This is a genomic window from Corynebacterium sp. CCUG 51687 (genome assembly GCF_024453995.1).
GTDB lineage: Bacteria > Actinomycetota > Actinomycetes > Mycobacteriales > Mycobacteriaceae > Corynebacterium > Corynebacterium pseudogenitalium.
The window spans coordinates 153,475-168,769 of record NZ_JAGPYT010000002.1 but is presented as its reverse complement, the minus strand read 5'-3'; the positions used below and the strand labels follow the sequence as shown (position 1 = coordinate 168,769).

12 protein-coding genes and 1 pseudogene are annotated in these 15,295 nt (G+C 64.8%); 2 read left to right on the top strand and 11 right to left on the bottom strand.

The genetic code is table 11. From position 1 onward, the window contains the following. Window positions 1-72: 72 nt before the first annotated feature. Together KBX13_RS02925 and eccCa are read right to left on the bottom strand one after the other, a co-directional pair. Entirely contained in the window at window positions 73-990 is a 918-nt protein-coding gene (locus KBX13_RS02925; RefSeq protein WP_256020635.1) for a type VII secretion-associated protein, read from the bottom strand. Then, window positions 987-4,643: a type VII secretion protein EccCa gene (gene eccCa, locus KBX13_RS02920; RefSeq protein ID WP_256020633.1), complete on the bottom strand. Its 3,657-nt coding sequence runs from the start codon at window positions 4,641-4,643 to the stop codon at window positions 987-989. The genes KBX13_RS02925 and eccCa overlap by 4 nt, the downstream gene beginning before the upstream one ends. Before the next feature lie 137 nt (window positions 4,644-4,780). On the opposite strand from eccCa, the gene eccD reads away from it, so the two are divergent. Further along, window positions 4,781-6,106 carry a type VII secretion integral membrane protein EccD gene (gene eccD, locus KBX13_RS02915; RefSeq protein ID WP_256020631.1) on the top strand — a complete coding sequence of 442 codons (1,326 nt, stop codon included), beginning with the start codon at window positions 4,781-4,783 and terminating at the stop codon, window positions 6,104-6,106. Window positions 6,107-6,110: 4 nt separating this feature from the next. Further along, window positions 6,111-7,304: a S8 family serine peptidase gene (locus KBX13_RS02910; RefSeq protein WP_256020629.1), complete on the top strand. Its 1,194-nt coding sequence runs from the start codon at window positions 6,111-6,113 to the stop codon at window positions 7,302-7,304. On the opposite strand, the gene eccB is transcribed toward KBX13_RS02910, so the two are convergent. The 9 genes and pseudogenes from eccB to infA all read right to left on the bottom strand — a co-directional run bounded on the left by eccB (window position 7,301) and on the right by infA (window position 15,124). Beyond that, a complete protein-coding gene (gene eccB / locus KBX13_RS02905; RefSeq protein WP_256020628.1) occupies window positions 7,301-8,554 on the bottom strand; it encodes a type VII secretion protein EccB in 1,254 nt (417 codons plus the stop codon). The genes KBX13_RS02910 and eccB overlap by 4 nt on opposite strands. A gap of 49 nt (window positions 8,555-8,603) precedes the next feature. Then, a complete protein-coding gene (locus KBX13_RS02900; protein WP_256020626.1) occupies window positions 8,604-10,742 on the bottom strand; it encodes a DUF6541 family protein in 2,139 nt (712 codons plus the stop codon). A gap of 58 nt (window positions 10,743-10,800) precedes the next feature. Then, window positions 10,801-11,640 (bottom strand): tRNA pseudouridine(38-40) synthase TruA, encoded by an 840-nt coding sequence (gene truA / locus KBX13_RS02895; RefSeq protein WP_070363061.1) that lies wholly within the window; start codon window positions 11,638-11,640, stop codon window positions 10,801-10,803. Between the two features lie 122 nt (window positions 11,641-11,762). Then, a pseudogene (gene rplQ / locus KBX13_RS02890) lies at window positions 11,763-12,143 on the bottom strand (50S ribosomal protein L17); the annotation flags it as partial. A 42-nt stretch (window positions 12,144-12,185) separates the two neighbouring features. Continuing rightward, on the bottom strand, window positions 12,186-13,199 hold the full coding sequence (locus tag KBX13_RS02885; protein WP_070363062.1) for a DNA-directed RNA polymerase subunit alpha: 1,014 nt from the start codon (window positions 13,197-13,199) through the stop codon (window positions 12,186-12,188). Between the two features lie 117 nt (window positions 13,200-13,316). After that, entirely contained in the window at window positions 13,317-13,922 is a 606-nt protein-coding gene (rpsD, locus tag KBX13_RS02880) for a 30S ribosomal protein S4 (protein WP_070363063.1), read from the bottom strand. A 27-nt stretch (window positions 13,923-13,949) separates the two neighbouring features. Beyond that, window positions 13,950-14,354, bottom strand: coding sequence for a 30S ribosomal protein S11 (gene rpsK / locus KBX13_RS02875; protein WP_070363064.1), 405 nt, complete (start codon window positions 14,352-14,354; stop codon window positions 13,950-13,952). A gap of 3 nt (window positions 14,355-14,357) precedes the next feature. Continuing rightward, a complete protein-coding gene (gene rpsM, locus KBX13_RS02870) occupies window positions 14,358-14,726 on the bottom strand; it encodes a 30S ribosomal protein S13 (protein WP_070477572.1) in 369 nt (122 codons plus the stop codon). Between the two features lie 179 nt (window positions 14,727-14,905). Then, the gene (infA, locus tag KBX13_RS02865) at window positions 14,906-15,124 is read right to left on the bottom strand and encodes a translation initiation factor IF-1 (protein ID WP_018017508.1); all 219 of its coding nucleotides are present in this window, start codon (window positions 15,122-15,124) and stop codon (window positions 14,906-14,908) included. Window positions 15,125-15,295: the final 171 nt, after the last annotated feature.

Genomic DNA, 15,295 nt, shown 5'->3' with positions numbered 1-15,295 from the left:
CGCTCCGGTTCCCTCAATGTTGAAGAAACTTTTCTCCCCACCCTCCCACCACGGTTATGCTGCGAGTTTGCCTCACCCCTCTCCTGTCGGTGGCGTGAATTCGGCGGTGTCGAAGGCCATCTGACACGTCGCCTGCTGCACCCTGCTGGGCGCCTGCCGCGTCTGGCACGCCACGAAAAGCTGGTAAGAATCCTGCGCCCAAGTTCGCCACAGAGTTTCGGCTCCTCCGGGGGCGGTCTCGCGGTACGTCACGGCGTGGAGGTTGTGATCCACGAGCGTGAGCTCGGGGTCGCGCTCGATACCCCCGAGCAGCTGCGCTACGAACTGCTCGGGCGGCAGCGTGTAGCGGTTCTCTGCGGAGATCAGTACGCGCATGTCGGGGTCGGCGCCTGTTGCCATCCACCCCTGCTCGTGCTGCGCGAGTTGGAACCCGGGAGGCAGCTCAATCGCAAGTCCGTCCTGCGCGATTCGCACGGCGGTAGGCTCGCTCGCAACAGAAGGAGAGGGGCTTGTTGACTCCCGCGAGGCCGTCGGTTGACTGTGCAGCACAGTGGTCGATGTCGCCCCTTCTGAAGCCTGGGCGGACGTGGGCGAAGAGGGCGTCGATAAGAAACGAAAGAGCACGAACCCGCAGATTGCTGCGACCACAACCACTGCGGCGCCAAGCGCGGCGAACGGCCACCACGCGCGGCGTGGCGAAAGGTCTTCGGCGGTGATGGCGGGCTGCTCCTCAGTCGGTGGATCGACTTCCACTTCGAGGGGCTCGCCGGTGATGGTGACGTCGTAGCCGCTCATGGCCTGCTCAAACTGATCGAGGTCCTCGGGGCTCGCGGCGATCTGAATCACGGCGCCGCCCGGATCTGGCCCGAACAGGCCACGCACGTACTGCGCGACTTCCCGTGGGCCGGGGCCGTCAAAACGGTGGACGTTGGCGGCGCCGGTGAACACGGTGTTCGTGGGCGTCATGGTGATGCGGAGATCGGGTTTCATAGGGTGGCTCCTTCGGAGTAGGGTGCAGCGACTTGGACCAGGCCTCGGGCCTCGCCGGATTGGACGAGCAGGCCTCGGCCGGGCGGCTGCGGGGCTGGGCGCACTCCGAAGAGCGCGCCTTCGTCCCTGGTTCCGTCGAGGATGACGACGTCGGGCAACAGGTCCTTCAGCGAGGACAGGAAGCTGCCGAACATGGCGCGCGATACTCCGCCGAACTTGCGGGCGGCCACCACGTGCAGGCCAATGTCGCGGGCGTGCGGGAACAGCGTGGCCAGCTCGCGCAGGGTGTCCTCCGGGACGAGCTCGAGGTCGTCGATGACGAGATAGAGCTCCGGGCCTTCCCACCAGGAACGCTGCGCGAGCTGCTGCGGGGTCACATCCGACCCGGGTAGCCTGCCGCGCAGCGTGGTGATCAGCGCACTGACCGCCTCGTCGACGGCGCTGGTAGAGGCTGCGTAGGCCGCCACCATGTCCGGGTTCGCCCGCCCGAGGTGCGCGCGGCGCACGTCCAGAATCACCATGCGGGCCTGCTCACGGCCCATCGCCTCAATCGCGGTGATGGCCGAGGCAATCGCTGTGGACTTGCCAGCACCGCTCGCACCGATGACCAGCAGGTGGCCAGACTCGCTCCACAGCGGTGCAAGTCGGGGTCCACCGACGCCGAGTGGCAGCCGCTGCCCACCAGCGGTGAGCAGGCCCGCAACCTCCACGTGGTTCGGCAACACTCGCAGGCGTGGCACCGGAGGCTGACCCTGCGTCGCTGCACGGACGTGTGCCACGTCCTGCGCGGAGGTGTGCGCGACCAGCATGAACGCCCCTTCTTCGGTAATGCCGCGGCCCGGCAGCGCGGGAAGTTTCGCCTGCACCTTCCTATCAATCACCGAGTCCATCGGTTCAGTAAGATGCAGCTCAATCCTCGTGCCAATCACGTCGCGGACGTTCGCGCGGATCGCGTTCCAACGCTGCGTAGTCGCAACCAGGTGAATGCCCACAGCCGGGCCTTCCGCAGCAAGACGAGTCAGCGGTTCACGCAAGTCTTCCGTCTTCGCATCCGGTGCGAGCAACGTGTGCCAGCCGTCCACAATCAACACGGTGTGGCGCTTCGTGCGCCGCTGCGGGTCGTCGAGCATCTCGACCAGCTCGTCGACGACGCGGCGCACGCGCTCCTCGTCCGTGCGCTGCGCAACACCCGCCACATGCGGCAGTTCGGCGAGATCGCTGAAGTCGCCGGAGCCGGCGTCGATAATGTAGAAGCACAGCTCATCCGTGGTGTGCCGCAACGCGAGCGACGCCACCATCGTGCGCACCGCCATCGACTTGCCTGTCTGCGGCCCGCCCGCGAGCGCCACGTGACCACCCGCGACCGACAAGTCCAGCACGAGCGGAACCTGACGCTGCTTGATCGGTTCGTCAATCACCCCGATGATCGCCTGCAGCTTCGGCAGCGTCTCGCTGCCACCGTAGACCTGCGAAAGCTCAATCTGTGCAGGCAGCGGCGGCAGCCACACCTGGTGCGCCCGCATGCTCAGTGCATCCGCCACCTCCCTCGACTTCTCGACGACCGCCGCCAGCAACGTCGTGGTCACATCAGTATCGACGCCGGCACTCTCCTTCGCGTCCTCCACCGGCGGAGGCTCCCACCCGTGAAACAGGCGAACCTCCACGGCCGCCTCGCGCCTGGTCACGCCGCGGGCGCGCTCCAGCGGTCCCGACACGTACGCCGCGCGGAAACGCTCCAAGTCGCCTGAGCCCGTGGACAAGAAGCCCGCGCCGGGCTCGCTGGGTAGCTCGTACGCGTCCGGCACGCCAAGCACCTGGCGGGATTCGGCCGCGGAGAACGTCTTGAGGCCGATACGGTAAGAAAGGTGCGAGTCCAGCCCGCGCAGCTTGCCCTCCTCCAAGCGCTGGGAGGCAAGTAGCAGGTGCACGCCCAGCGAGCGGCCAAGTCGGCCGACGGCCACGAACAGGTCAGCGAAGTGCGGGTGTTGGCTGAGCAACTCAGAAAACTCGTCTAGGATGATCACCAGCGCCGGCAGCGGGGCGAGGTCCTCGCCCGCGAGCCTGGCCGCGGTGTAGTCGGTGATATTGGCGTAGTTCCCCGCCTTGCGCAGCAGCTCCTGGCGACGGTTCATCTCACCGGAGATGGCGTCGTACATGCGCTCAACCAGGATGGATTCGTCCTCCAGGTTGGTAATGACCGCCGAGGTGTGAGGCAAGGACTCGCAGCCGAGAAACGTTGCGCCGCCTTTGAAGTCCACGAGCACGAGGTTGAGCTCCTCCGGCGAGTGCGTGGCGGCAAGCGCCACCACGAGCGTCCTGAGAAGTTCCGATTTTCCGGACCCCGTCGCACCGATGCACAACCCGTGTGGGCCCATCCCGCCCTGGGCGGACTCTTTCAGGTCCAGGTAGAGGGCCTGGCCCTGGGCAGTCGAGCCGATCGGGACCATGAGGCGCTGGCGGGTGCCCTCGCGCCCGGTCCACATGGTGTGCTCGTCCAGTTCAGCGATGTCACTGATGCCGAGCATCGGCAGCAGCTTGCCGCCGTGGGAGGCGCTTTCGGCGCTGAGCTGTTCGGGGCGGCGGTAGAACGCCAGCTGACGTGCGATGAGCTCCGCCTCCGCAACACCGATCCTGTCGGGCCTGCCCAGAAACTCCAGGCCCATCCCGGTCAGTGCGTGGAGTTCGTCGTCGCAGACCAGGTGGAACGCATCCTCGTCCACCAGCCAGTCCGGGTCCGAGTGGATGACGAGCACGCACACGTTCTCACTACTAGCGGCGCTGGTGCTGAAGGAGATCACGGAGGGGTGGGTGGTGGCGTCGAGAAGTATGACTTGGAACTCGGCCGCTTCCGGCGTGGCGGAGTGCGGCAGCCACTTCACCCACTCGAATTCGCTCGGTGCCTGGGCGGCGTCGATGCCGACGAGCTCCGGGCCGTGGAAAAACGCCAGCTGGGCAACGATCGAGCGCGCGACCTCCGCCGCACGCGGCCCCACCATCGTGATCACGGGAAACGCATTGAGCGCCACCACGATCGGCATCTCTTGGATCGTGTTCACCGCGGCGACCGTCCTGCGCAGGCTCACCGCGCACACCGGGTCGAGGTCCTCGGGCGAGCCAGGGTCGTCGACCTCGATTGGGGTATGCAGTGCCACCGCGCCAACACCAATGCGCACCTGCAGCGCGTACGGCGAGGCGGCGTACTGTTCCCAGACACGCTCCGCAGGCACCGCCGTGAGCAGAGCGTTCGGCGCCGGGTGAAGGTATTCAGCGTGCTCGCGCTGAACCTCAGCGTTGCTGCGTGCCCGGTGAGCGAGGGCGTCCAAGTGGCGTAGGTAGACCCGGCGCGTCTCGTCGATGTCGCCCTGGCGCTCCTGTGGCGAAAACATGGTGACCATGCCGAAGAGCATCATGACCGGGAAGATGAGCATCATTGGGCTCACGGTGCGCCCCGACATCACCATCAGCGCCATCACCGCGCCGATGGCGACCACCATGACCACCGGGAGCAGCACTTTCAACAGTGGCATCGGCTGGTCCTTGTGCGCCTGCGGTACCGCTTCGGCGCGGAGTTGGCCGGTCGGCAGTGGTGGTGGCGGCGCGAGTGTGTGCGCCGTCGATGGTGTCACGACTGGTTCGTGGTCAAGACCTAGCATGCATTCCCCCTCATGCATTTCCCCGGTTGCGCATTCCCCCTCGCGCAACGTCTGCATGCATTCTAGGCGATGGTGCGCTACATTGTTCAAGTTAAGCGCCAAGTCGCGCATTTGTTTGTTTTCCGGGGGGATTCATCGTGGCAGTTTCTGCAACGCATCACATCGTGCACGTCACCATTCGTATCGACGTCGCTTCGCTTCACCGCGATATCGATCTCAGTTTGCCGACGTCCTCGTCGCTCTACGAGCTGATACCCGAAATCGCGCGCTTCGTGGAACTGCCGCAGCTGCACCGCCCTTGGGAGTTCACCAACGTAGCTGGCATCCCACTGGACGGACACATGCCGTTGTACCAGCTCAAGATGCGAAACGGCGCGACGGTGGTGATGCGCCCACAGGAGCAGGCGACGCCTCCCGTGATCCGCGACGCGGCCCATTCCCTGAGTGCGGCCGCGGCCTCTGCCCGCGACGTGCGTGGCCTACACATCGGCGCGACGATGCTGGGCCTGCTGTGCATTGCAGCGGTGGCTGGCACGGTCGGCGGAGTGGCGTTCGGCGCGGGCCTTGCTGCTGCGGCGGCGCTGGTGTTGTCGCTCGCGGCGCGAAGCAGCGCGGTTTACGTGGCGTTTCTGTGCGCGGCTCCCTTCGCAGTCGGCGCCTGGGTGGCTGGGCCTCCGGCTACATGGGACGGGTCGAGCGATACGGCAATCGGGATGCTAGCCGCCGCGATCACCGCCGTGTCCTGCGTAGTCATCGGCGCGATGCTCAGACTGTGTGGTGCGGCCGTCGCGACCTTCGCGGCGGTGTGCGCGCTGCTCCTTGCCGCGGCCTCGCTCGGTGCGTGGTTGCCACAGCACCACGCGGGGGCGGCGGTGGTCGTGCTGCTCGGGTTGCTGCTGGTCATGCTCACGCCCCATATCGCCACGGCCGCCGCGGGCTTGAAGGCGCCACGCATCCCCACCGCTGGCGAGGAATTTGATCGCTCGGATGTGTACCAGCATGACGTCGATACACGCAGCCTCACCGCGCTGACCGTATCTGCCGCGATTGCATGTGCCGTGACCACCTGCTGCTTACCAGCGCTCTACGGCATTGCCACGATGGACGCCGCACTGGGCTGGCGCGTCGCACTCGCCGGTTGCATGGCTGGCGCGCTACTCATCCACGCGGTGCGCCACCACTACCCCACCCCGCGAATAGCACTGACGGCGCTGGCCCTCGGCGCGCTCGGCGCCGTGGTGCTCGCCACCGTATACGAGCCAAGCCCGCACCCAGCGTTCCTCGTGGCCGCAGGCTGCATCGCCATTGTGTGCGCTACCGCCGTCATCTGGTCACGCCGCGTGCCTGACCTCGAGCCAACCACGGTGGTGTGGTTCGAGCGCGCCGAAGCCGCCGCCATCATCGCAGTCATCCCACTCGCGGTGCACCTCACCGGGCTGTTCGACCTCATCCGGGGGCTCTAAGCCCATGCGCACCACTGCTTCTCGACGCCTCTTCGTCACCCTCTGCGTCCCGCTCGCCGTTGGAACGACGCTGCCAATCTCGATCCCGGCCCCACCGGCGCAGGCCCAGGACTACGCGTGTGCCCGCCCTGCGCACCTGCAACTAGACCGAAACACGCCACCGGAGCTTGACCCATCCGTCGCCGCGTCCCGCAGCCACGCGAGTGGACGCGGGGTGCGCGTCGCCGTCATCGACACCGGCATCGCGCGGCACCCGCAACTGCCGCCGGTCACACCCGGCCGAGACTTCGTCACACCCGACGACCCCGATCCGTTCTTCGACTGCGACAGCCACGGCACCATCGTCGCCGGCATCATCGCCAGCCGCGACCTCGGCATCGCGCCCACAGCGCACCTCATCTCAATCCGGCAAACCTCCGCGCACTACCGCGAAGAGCAGGCCGCGGGATCACTCGCCACCCTCACTGACGCCATCAACAACGCCGTCGACGAACGCGCACGCGTCATCAACATCTCAATCGTCTCCTGCTTGCCGCCTTACCTCGCCGCAAGCCTGAACACCCGCGAGCTGGAGGCCGCGCTCCACCGCGCCGAAACCTCCGGTGCCGTCGTCGTGGCCGCCGCCGGCAACGCCACCAACGAATGCGCCCACGGTTTCGCCGTCTTCCCCGCGCACATGCCCACGGTCCTTGCCGTCGGCGCACGCGAGGACGCCCACACTGTCGCCGACTACTCCATCGCGTCCCCAAAGCCGCCGCTCTCCGCCCGCGGCACCACACCCGTGGTCCTCGCGTCCGACGGCGCAGGGTTCGCCACCGGCATCACCGGCGAGCTCCAACCCGACGGCACACCAACCGTGCAGCCCTACGTGGGCACCAGCTTCGCCGCACCCGTCGTCAGTGGCGCCATCGCCCTCCTCCTCGAGCGCTATCCACACCTCTCACCGCAACAAGTGCGTGAGATCGTCTACGCCGCCGCGGAACCCAACGGCGGGGCGCTGCGCCCAGAAGACATCGTCACGCAGCTCCCACCCACGCCACCGCGCGAGGCAACCGTCACCACCATCGACGCACCGCTGCCCACCACATCCTTTGCGGCCCGGCGCGCCGGGCTGGCGCTCGGTGGGCTCTTGGCATGCATCGCGCTGACGATCGTGGCGCGTTCCCTCCGTGGGGGCCGCGGACGCCGCGGGCTCTAAGACGCCACCGGTTTCAGCGCCACCGACCGCTCGAGCGGAGCTCCACTCGGCAGCAGCGCCACGATCTGCCACGGCGCTTCCTCGGTGTGGCGCACGCCGATCAGCTCCAGCGTGTCCCGCCCGGCGACCTCGTGGCGGGAGCCCTCCGGCGACACCACGAGCAGGCCTTGCCCTGTATCCACGCCGACGGCACCCTCGCGCAGTCCCGCGAAGTGGGTCGCGGTGCCCGTCCCCGCCAGCGCAATCGCTCCTTCGAGCACGCCACCGGCGTCCTTCGGCCAGGTGGCTGCGCCACGTTTGTCGTTCACGCACACCGTATCCTGTGTGGGTTGCACCCAGCGCGGAGCCTCGTGCGGGATGCGCAGGTCCAGTGGCGGCTGCGCGTCCGGGTAATGCGCGATGTCTGCGCGGTTGACGTCGCGGGAGGCGGCGCCGGCGTCGAGAAGCACTTGGGCGGCCGTGTCAGAGACTTGCTGCACACCGCCGTGCTCCGTGAGCACCCAGGTAGTCTCCGGGGTGCGCAGTACCTCTGGGAGGCGCGGCGGCAGCGTGAACGCTGGTCCCTCGCGCAGGGCGCCGAGCATCGCGTTCGGCGGCGACCAGCGCGGCGTCGTGCCGTCGATGCCTAGGGCGCGACGCATGATGCGCCCCTCCGGCGTGGTGGATGGCGGCAGCTGCCTACGGCCGTGCGCGTCGACGACCCACTCACGGTGATCCGCCACCGCCAGCACCGCCGTACCCCTCGGTAGCGGCGCAGGCGCCTGACCCGCGACCACCGTGACCTTGCCCTCGGTGTTGCACGCGGACCAGGCATGCGCCTCCGTGGCCTCAGGGGCAAACATCCCAGGAGCCGCGACGATGCCCACTGGCAGGCCGCGCGGCACCGTGGCCAAGTAGTCCCCACCGGCGCGGGCAGGCTCGGCGGCCTCCCCGGCGATAAGCCGAGCAGAGGTCAGATTCGTCACGGGGTGCAGCGTGCCGTCGACACGCACGAACAGGTCGCCGTCAGTAGCTCGCACGATCGGGGCTTCGCCGGGGTGCGGGTTCGGGCTCATCCAGGCGAATAGCCCCATCACCGCGGCGATCAGCACCACCCCGACCGCCCCGAAGATCCCCGCGCGGCGCCGCGCCGCCAGCGGGTCATGGATCATCCGGATATCGCCGTAGATCAGGCCGTGCTCCACACGACGCTGCATGAACCGGTGCCCCGACACCTGCGGTCGCGTTGTTGGCAACAATCGCTGCGACATGTATACCCCCGATGTTGTATCCCCCAATAACCAATAACGCTGCCTTACACTACCAAAGCTCCAGCGGTTCCGAGCCGTGCTTGACGGCATCGTGCTGCATCTCCGCGAGCTCGGCGCGCGTAAACGCCTCGTTCACCGCGAAGATCACCGTGTCTCCCTTCACGTACACGGGGGTCAGGGCGCTGTTGGCGGTGCCATTATTCAGGTTCACGCGAGGTGGCTGCTGCGCCCAAAACGACGGCGGCGATGCGATGTAGAACTTGATGTTCAGCCGCTCAACGGCCCGGTCTACTGCATTCTTTGCCGTCGCGTCACCGAGCACGCCACGCCCGAGCATCTCTACGTCGAACAGCGCAGTTGCGGTGTCGTCGCCTCGTGTCTTCGCCGGCCACAGGTAGTGCCGTGAGAGCGTCGGCACGCCGTTGTAGGCGTAGATCCACGAATGACCGTCTGCGGGCTCGCCGTAGGTCACGCCTTCCCACGCCGCAGGCTGCGTCGCGAGCCAGTCGAACGCAGCCAGGTCGTCATCGTTGACCATTCGACCGCCAACGCGCGGAGCGGTGTAAATGCCCTCCGCCGATTGAGCTGCATTCGCGTACACGGCGGTCGCAGTACTCGCAGCCACCACGAGGGACACGAGCACCGCCCCAATTGTCGACGCCCCCTTCGCCACCACCGTGCCCTCACGCGCGGCAACCGGCGCCAACGTCAGCATCCGAATCATCACCGAGGCCCCTATGGCCGCCGCGACGATGACGCACATCACCACCGGCAACACCAGGCGGTGCGCCGTGTTGTAGTGCAGCCCCGAAACCAGCGAAGGCACCACGTCCAGCACCGGCGGAAGCGGTGCGGTTGCCTGCACCACCGTCGCAAGTGACAGGACGTAGAACGCCACCGGCCACACCTGGCGACGCCACGCCACAAGCGCCACCGCCCCCACGAGCGCGAGCCACAGCAGCACAGTCGGGTTGTAGTTCGGGAAGTACTCAGTGACGTGGCGCGTATCCATCGTGATCGCGAGCGCCCACGGATTTGGCGCCGTGCCATCCTCCGGAGTAGACCACCCCGCGACCTCCTGCGCCTGCTCGGAACCAGCAAACATCTGTGGCAGGAACAGCACCGCACCGGCAAGCGCCGGGGCCGCTAACCAGACAGTGTCCACGAGGCGTGAACGGACGGGACGAAGAAGCGTCGAAAAGCACCAAGCGAAGGCCACCGCCAGCGCAATCGTGGTCACCGGCGACGGGTGCACCGCCACCACCCCGAAGAACCCGATGGCCGCCGCAAACGCCGAGTTGTGATGCCGTGGCACGTCCAGGAACTGCCAAATCACAATGCCCGTGAGCGCAACTGCCATCATGTACGGCCACATGCCAACAAAATCCGACACCCACATCAGCTGCGGCGCACCGTACACCAGCAGCGGCGCGAACCCCGCCGCGATCTGCGCCGTCAGCCCCCGTGACCGCAGAAACGCAAACACCAGGCACGCCACGGACACGCAAGCCGCCACCGAGGGCACAATCGCCTGCGCCACGTTCAGCGCGGGGATCGGTGCCATCCCAGCGGTCTTGGCAAACAACGCAACCCCCGCGTGGTACCCCGAGGGATACAACAGCGAACTGTGCGTCTCCTGGTACATCAGCTCCCCCATGCGCGTTGGCGACGCAATCCCCTCATCCATGATGAAGCGCACAGTATTGGCGTGCCACTGGGAATCCCAACCCTGCACGATATTGGCCAAACCCAGCGGAGTTCCCTGCAGCCACCGCAGCTTGTCACTGATCAGCATCGCCGACCCCGCAATCACACCAAGCAGCGGCAGCACCCAGACGGGGTCAACCACGCTTCCTTCGCGCCGCTCCTGCGGAGTCCCCGGCAGCAGCGCCCGACGCCACGACAGTTGCCCAGTGCCAGTCCAGCGCTCGCGGGCTCGGCGCGCAAACACGTAGCGCCACCCCGCAGCACACAACATCACAAACACCACGCTCACAGAGAACGTCCACGGCGAAAATCTCGCCGACGTCAGGCCCCAAGACCAGGCGCTGAAGCCAATAATGCCGAAGCTCACGGGTATCGACGCCACCACCGACGCCGGCACACGCATGCCGGAGATGACGTTGACCAGGAATCCTGGCAGCACAAACACAAGTACCGCTGCTATGAACATCCCGGCAGTGACCACGCGTACTCCTTCGAGACCTAAGACGTTGAGACTGGTGAAATCTTATCGCTTTGCGCTCTCAGAGCGAACGCCGATCACGAGTTGTGTTGGCTCGTGCCTCCCACTCCTGCTCTGGTGGGTACACAACATGGTCGAATGTCAGTCCCTTCGCGGGGGCTAACGGTACGTCGGCGCGCCGCTCAGTGGCGTCGAGCAGTCCAGTGGCCCACGCCAGGTCGCGCTTGCCCTGCCCGACCGTGAGGCACGTCGCGGTCAGTGCGCGCACCATGTTCCAACAGAACGCGTCGGCACTGATGTGTGCCTCGTAGAGCTGCGGCTCCGCCTCCGTGGAAGCGTCCACCCAGCGAAAGCTGTGCACGTCGCGGATCGTCGTCGCGTGCGGTCGCGGCTTGCAGAACGCCGCGAAGTCGTGCAGCCCGAGCAGCACGTCGGCGGCCTGCTGCATTAGCTGCACGTCGACCGGGCGAGCCCACACTGCAGTGTCACGCGTCCGTGTCGGCAGCGCCCCCGCTGGGTTGGTAGTAACGCGGTAGATGTAGTGACGCGCCATCGCCGAGAAGCGAGCGTCGAACTCAGGGGCAACCTCCCGGACTTGTTGCACTCGGATGTCGTCCGGTAGCAGTTTGGCAAGGCGACGCACCAGGCGCGCAGGATCACCGTCAAGAGAGCGCTGCTGCAACGCGGCCGGGTCGATGTCTGCGTGCGCAACCTGGCCACGGGCGTGGACCCCCGCATCCGTACGGCCCGCGACCGTCAGGGCGACGGGGTGGCGCAGCACAAGCGCGAGCGCGTCCTCCACGGTTCCTTGGACGGTCCGCAGGTCTCCCTTCTGCCGGGCCCAGCCGTGGAAGTCGGTGCCGTCATAGGCGATGTCGAAACGCAGCCGCATCGTGTTCATTCGTTACAGGCTAGCAAACTGGTCGCGTGCTCTTAGAATGCGAAAACCCCGCGACACCGTGAAGGTGGACGCGGGGTCTCATGTGGTTGAGCTAGAAAAGCTCACTCAGCGGAGGATTAGTCCTCCTTGGAAGCCTTCGCCTCAGCTGGCTCCAGAACCAGGGAAATCTGGGTCATTGGAGCGTTGTCGCCGGAGCGAGGTGCAACCTTGATCAGGCGGGTGTAGCCGCCGTTGCGGTTTTCGAACTTCGGTGCAAGCTCGTTGAACAGGTATGCAACGATCTGCTTGTTCGGAAGCTTCGCAGCAACAGCGCGGCGTTCCTGCAGGGAACCGCCCTTCGCCTTGGTGATCAGCTTCTCAGCGTATGGGCGAAGTGCTTTCGCCTTTGCATCGGTCGTCGTGATGGCGCCGTGCTCGAACAGGGACTGCGCCAGGTTAGACAGAATGTGCTTCTGGTGGGCGGCGGACCCTCCGAGACGGGCACCCTTCTTCGGGGTAGGCATTTTCGTACTCCTCGTATGGGATTGTGAGCGCGTGCTCTTGGTTTACTCGGTTTCTTCCGCGGTGTCGTCGACGTAGTCACCAGTCTCGGCGTCGTAGCCTTCGATCTGGGTCGGGTCGAAATCTTCCGGAGCGTCCTTCAGCGTCAGGCTCATGGAGGCGAGCTTGATCTTGACCTCATTGATGGACTTCTCGCCAAAGTTGCGGATATCCATCAGGTCGGTTTCAGAGCACTCAGCCAGCTGGCCGACGGTGTTGATGCCCTCGCGCTTCAAGCAGTTGTAGGACCGGACAGAGAAGTTGAGATCCTCAATCGGCAGGTTGTAAGCCGCGATGTACTCCGTCTCCTGTGGGGACGGGCCGATCTCGATGCCTTCTGCTGCCGTGTTCAGCTCACGTGCCAGGCCGAACAGCTCCACCAGGGTGGAACCGGCCGAAGCCAACGCGTCGCGAGCGGACATGGAGTTCTTCGTCTCCACGTCGATGATCAGCTTGTCGAAGTCGGTGCGCTGCTCAACACGGGTTGCCTCAACCTTGTAGGCAACACGGGTCACTGGCGAGTAGATCTGGTCGACCGGAATGCGGCCGGCTTCCCCACCAGAGTTCGGCATCGCTGGGACGTAGCCACGGCCACGCTCCACGACAAGCTCCATCTCAAGGCGTGCCTGCTCATTGAGCGAAGCGATGTGCAGATCCGGGTTGTGGATCTGAACATCAGCTGGCGTCTCAATGTCGCCGGCGGTAACGACTCCCGGGCCTTCAACGGACAGGTACATCACGACTGGCTCGTCGGACTCCGACGACAGCACGATGTCCTTGATGTTGAGGATGATCTCGGAAACGTTTTCCTTCACACCGTTGATGGTGGTGAACTCATGGAGCACACCATCAATCTTGATCGAGGTAACCGCTGCGCCCGGAATGGACGACAGCAGCGTACGGCGCAGGGAGTTACCCAGCGTGTAACCAAAACCTGGCTCGAGTGGCTCGATGATGAACTTCGAGCGGTTGGTATCGATGTACTCCTCGGTCAGCTGCGGACGCTGTGAGATGAGCATGAACTTCTCCTTTTCCGGCTACCACTATATGAAGCCGCGAGAATATGGACTTTTGGAAAGATATCGCACCGCTTGTATACGTACGTATCGACGCAGTGCGGGGTGAAGTAAGCGGGCTTACTTCGAGTAGAGCTCGACGATGAGCTGCTCCTGCAGCGGCACCTCGATCTGAGCGCGCTCCGGCAACTGGTGCACGAGAATGCGCAGGGTGTCCGGAACGACCTGGAGCCATGCCGGAACAACGGCGTCCAGCAGGTTGTCCTGGGCCTCTTCGAACCAAAGCATCTTGCGGGACTTGTCACGAACATCGATGATGTCGTACTGCGTGACCTTGTAAGAAGGAACGTCGATACGCTTGCCGTTCACGGTGAAGTGACCGTGGGAAACAAGCTGACGTGCCTGGCGGCGCGTGCGCGCCAGACCTGCACGGTATACAACGTTGTCCAGACGGGACTCAAGCAGGATCAGCAGGTTGTCGCCGGTCTTACCTGGGAGGCGGTTGGCCTCCTCGTAGTAGCGACGGAACTGCTTCTCCATCACTCCGTAGGTGAAGCGAGCCTTCTGCTTCTCCTGGAGCTGGAGCAGGTACTCAGATTCCTTGATGCGAGCGCGGCCAGCCTGCCCTGGAGGGTACGGGCGACGCTCGAAGGACATGTCACCGCCGACGAGATCGACGCGGAGGCGACGGGACTTACGGGTAGCAGGGCCGGTATAACGAGCCATGATGTATTACCTCTTTTCCTTTCTGCCTTAAACGCGACGACGCTTCGCCGGACGGCAGCCGTTGAACGGCTGTGGGGTCACGTCAGAGATCGAGGACACCTCCAGGCCAGCAGCCTGGAGCGAACGGATTGCGGTCTCACGGCCGGAGCCTGGACCCTTGACGAAAACGTCAACCTTCTTCATACCGTGGTCCATCGCCTTACGAGCAGCGTTCTCAGCTGCCATCTGAGCAGCGAACGGCGTGGACTTGCGGGATCCCTTGAAGCCAACGTGGCCGGAGGAAGCCCAGGAGATCACAGCACCGGTCTGATCGGTGATCGAGACGATGGTGTTGTTAAAGGTCGACTTGATGTATGCGTGGCCAGCAGCCACGTTCTTCTTTACGATGCGACGGCCACCACGGCGCGCACCGGAACGAGTCTTAGGAGGCATGGATTACTTCTTCTTTCCTGCGATGGTCTTCTTCGGGCCCTTACGAGTGCGAGCGTTCGTCTTGGTGCGCTGCCCGCGAACAGGCAGGCCACGACGGTGACGAAGGCCCTGGTAGGAGCCGATTTCAATCTTGCGGCGGATGTCTGCCTGCACCTCACGACGCAGGTCGCCCTCTACGGTGTAGGAGGACTCGATTGCGTCACGCAGTGCGGACAGCTGATCGTCGCTCAGGTTGTCCGTACGCAGGTCTGGAGAAATGCCCGTCTTCTCGAGCAGCTCCTTGGCGCGGGTTGCGCCGATGCCATAAATGTAAGTAAGTGCGATCTCCATGCGCTTATTGCGCGGAAGATCAACACCAGCTAGACGTGCCATGTGGAACGTACCTTTCGGGTTGTTACGGCGGTTTTCTCCCTATCCGCCCACGCCAACCGACTCTTTATCCGGACCGTACCGGAGGATGGGCCGTGATACACGTGGCTTTGGCCACCGTAGCCAAAGGTAAGCGACGCGCAGCAACGCCACGCGTCTGGGTAAGGAGGCTTCAAACGAAATTACTTGTAGCGGTACGTAATACGCCCACGGTCCAGGTCGTATGGAGACAGCTCCACGATGACCCGGTCTTCAGGAAGGATGCGGATGTAGTGCTGGCGCATCTTGCCACTGATGTGAGCAAGGACCTCATGCCCGTTGTCGAGCTCGACACGGAACATAGCATTCTTCAAAGGTTCGACGATGCGACCCTCTACCTCAATGGCGCCTTCTTTTGCCATACACTCCACTTCCTATAGCTCACGGAACACAGCGATTCTCATTGATGCACAGTGTTTCCGCTGGTAGCTGACGTAAAACATACTTGTACTACGTGGTGCATAAACACCAGTGGTCAACTATATCCCTTCACCAGGACAAACACAAGCCCACCTGGGAAGCTAAGTCCGCAG

Bases quoted from the DNA above. Each gene is read 5' to 3' on its own strand.
- KBX13_RS02925 (WP_256020635.1), bottom strand. From the start codon at position 990: ATGAAACCCGATCTCCGCATCACCATGACGCCCACGAACACCGTGTTC.
- truA (WP_070363061.1), bottom strand. From the start codon at position 11,640: ATGAACACGATGCGGCTGCGTTTCGACATCGCCTATGACGGCACCGAC.
- KBX13_RS02910 (WP_256020629.1), top strand. From the start codon at position 6,111: ATGCGCACCACTGCTTCTCGACGCCTCTTCGTCACCCTCTGCGTCCCG.
- eccB (WP_256020628.1), bottom strand. From the start codon at position 8,554: ATGTCGCAGCGATTGTTGCCAACAACGCGACCGCAGGTGTCGGGGCAC.
- rpsK (WP_070363064.1), bottom strand. From the start codon at position 14,354: ATGCCTCCTAAGACTCGTTCCGGTGCGCGCCGTGGTGGCCGTCGCATC.
- rpsM (WP_070477572.1), bottom strand. From the start codon at position 14,726: ATGGCACGTCTAGCTGGTGTTGATCTTCCGCGCAATAAGCGCATGGAG.
- rpsD (WP_070363063.1), bottom strand. From the start codon at position 13,922: ATGGCTCGTTATACCGGCCCTGCTACCCGTAAGTCCCGTCGCCTCCGC.
- eccCa (WP_256020633.1), bottom strand. From the start codon at position 4,643: ATGCTAGGTCTTGACCACGAACCAGTCGTGACACCATCGACGGCGCAC.
- KBX13_RS02885 (WP_070363062.1), bottom strand. From the start codon at position 13,199: ATGCTCATCTCACAGCGTCCGCAGCTGACCGAGGAGTACATCGATACC.
- infA (WP_018017508.1), bottom strand. From the start codon at position 15,124: ATGGCAAAAGAAGGCGCCATTGAGGTAGAGGGTCGCATCGTCGAACCT.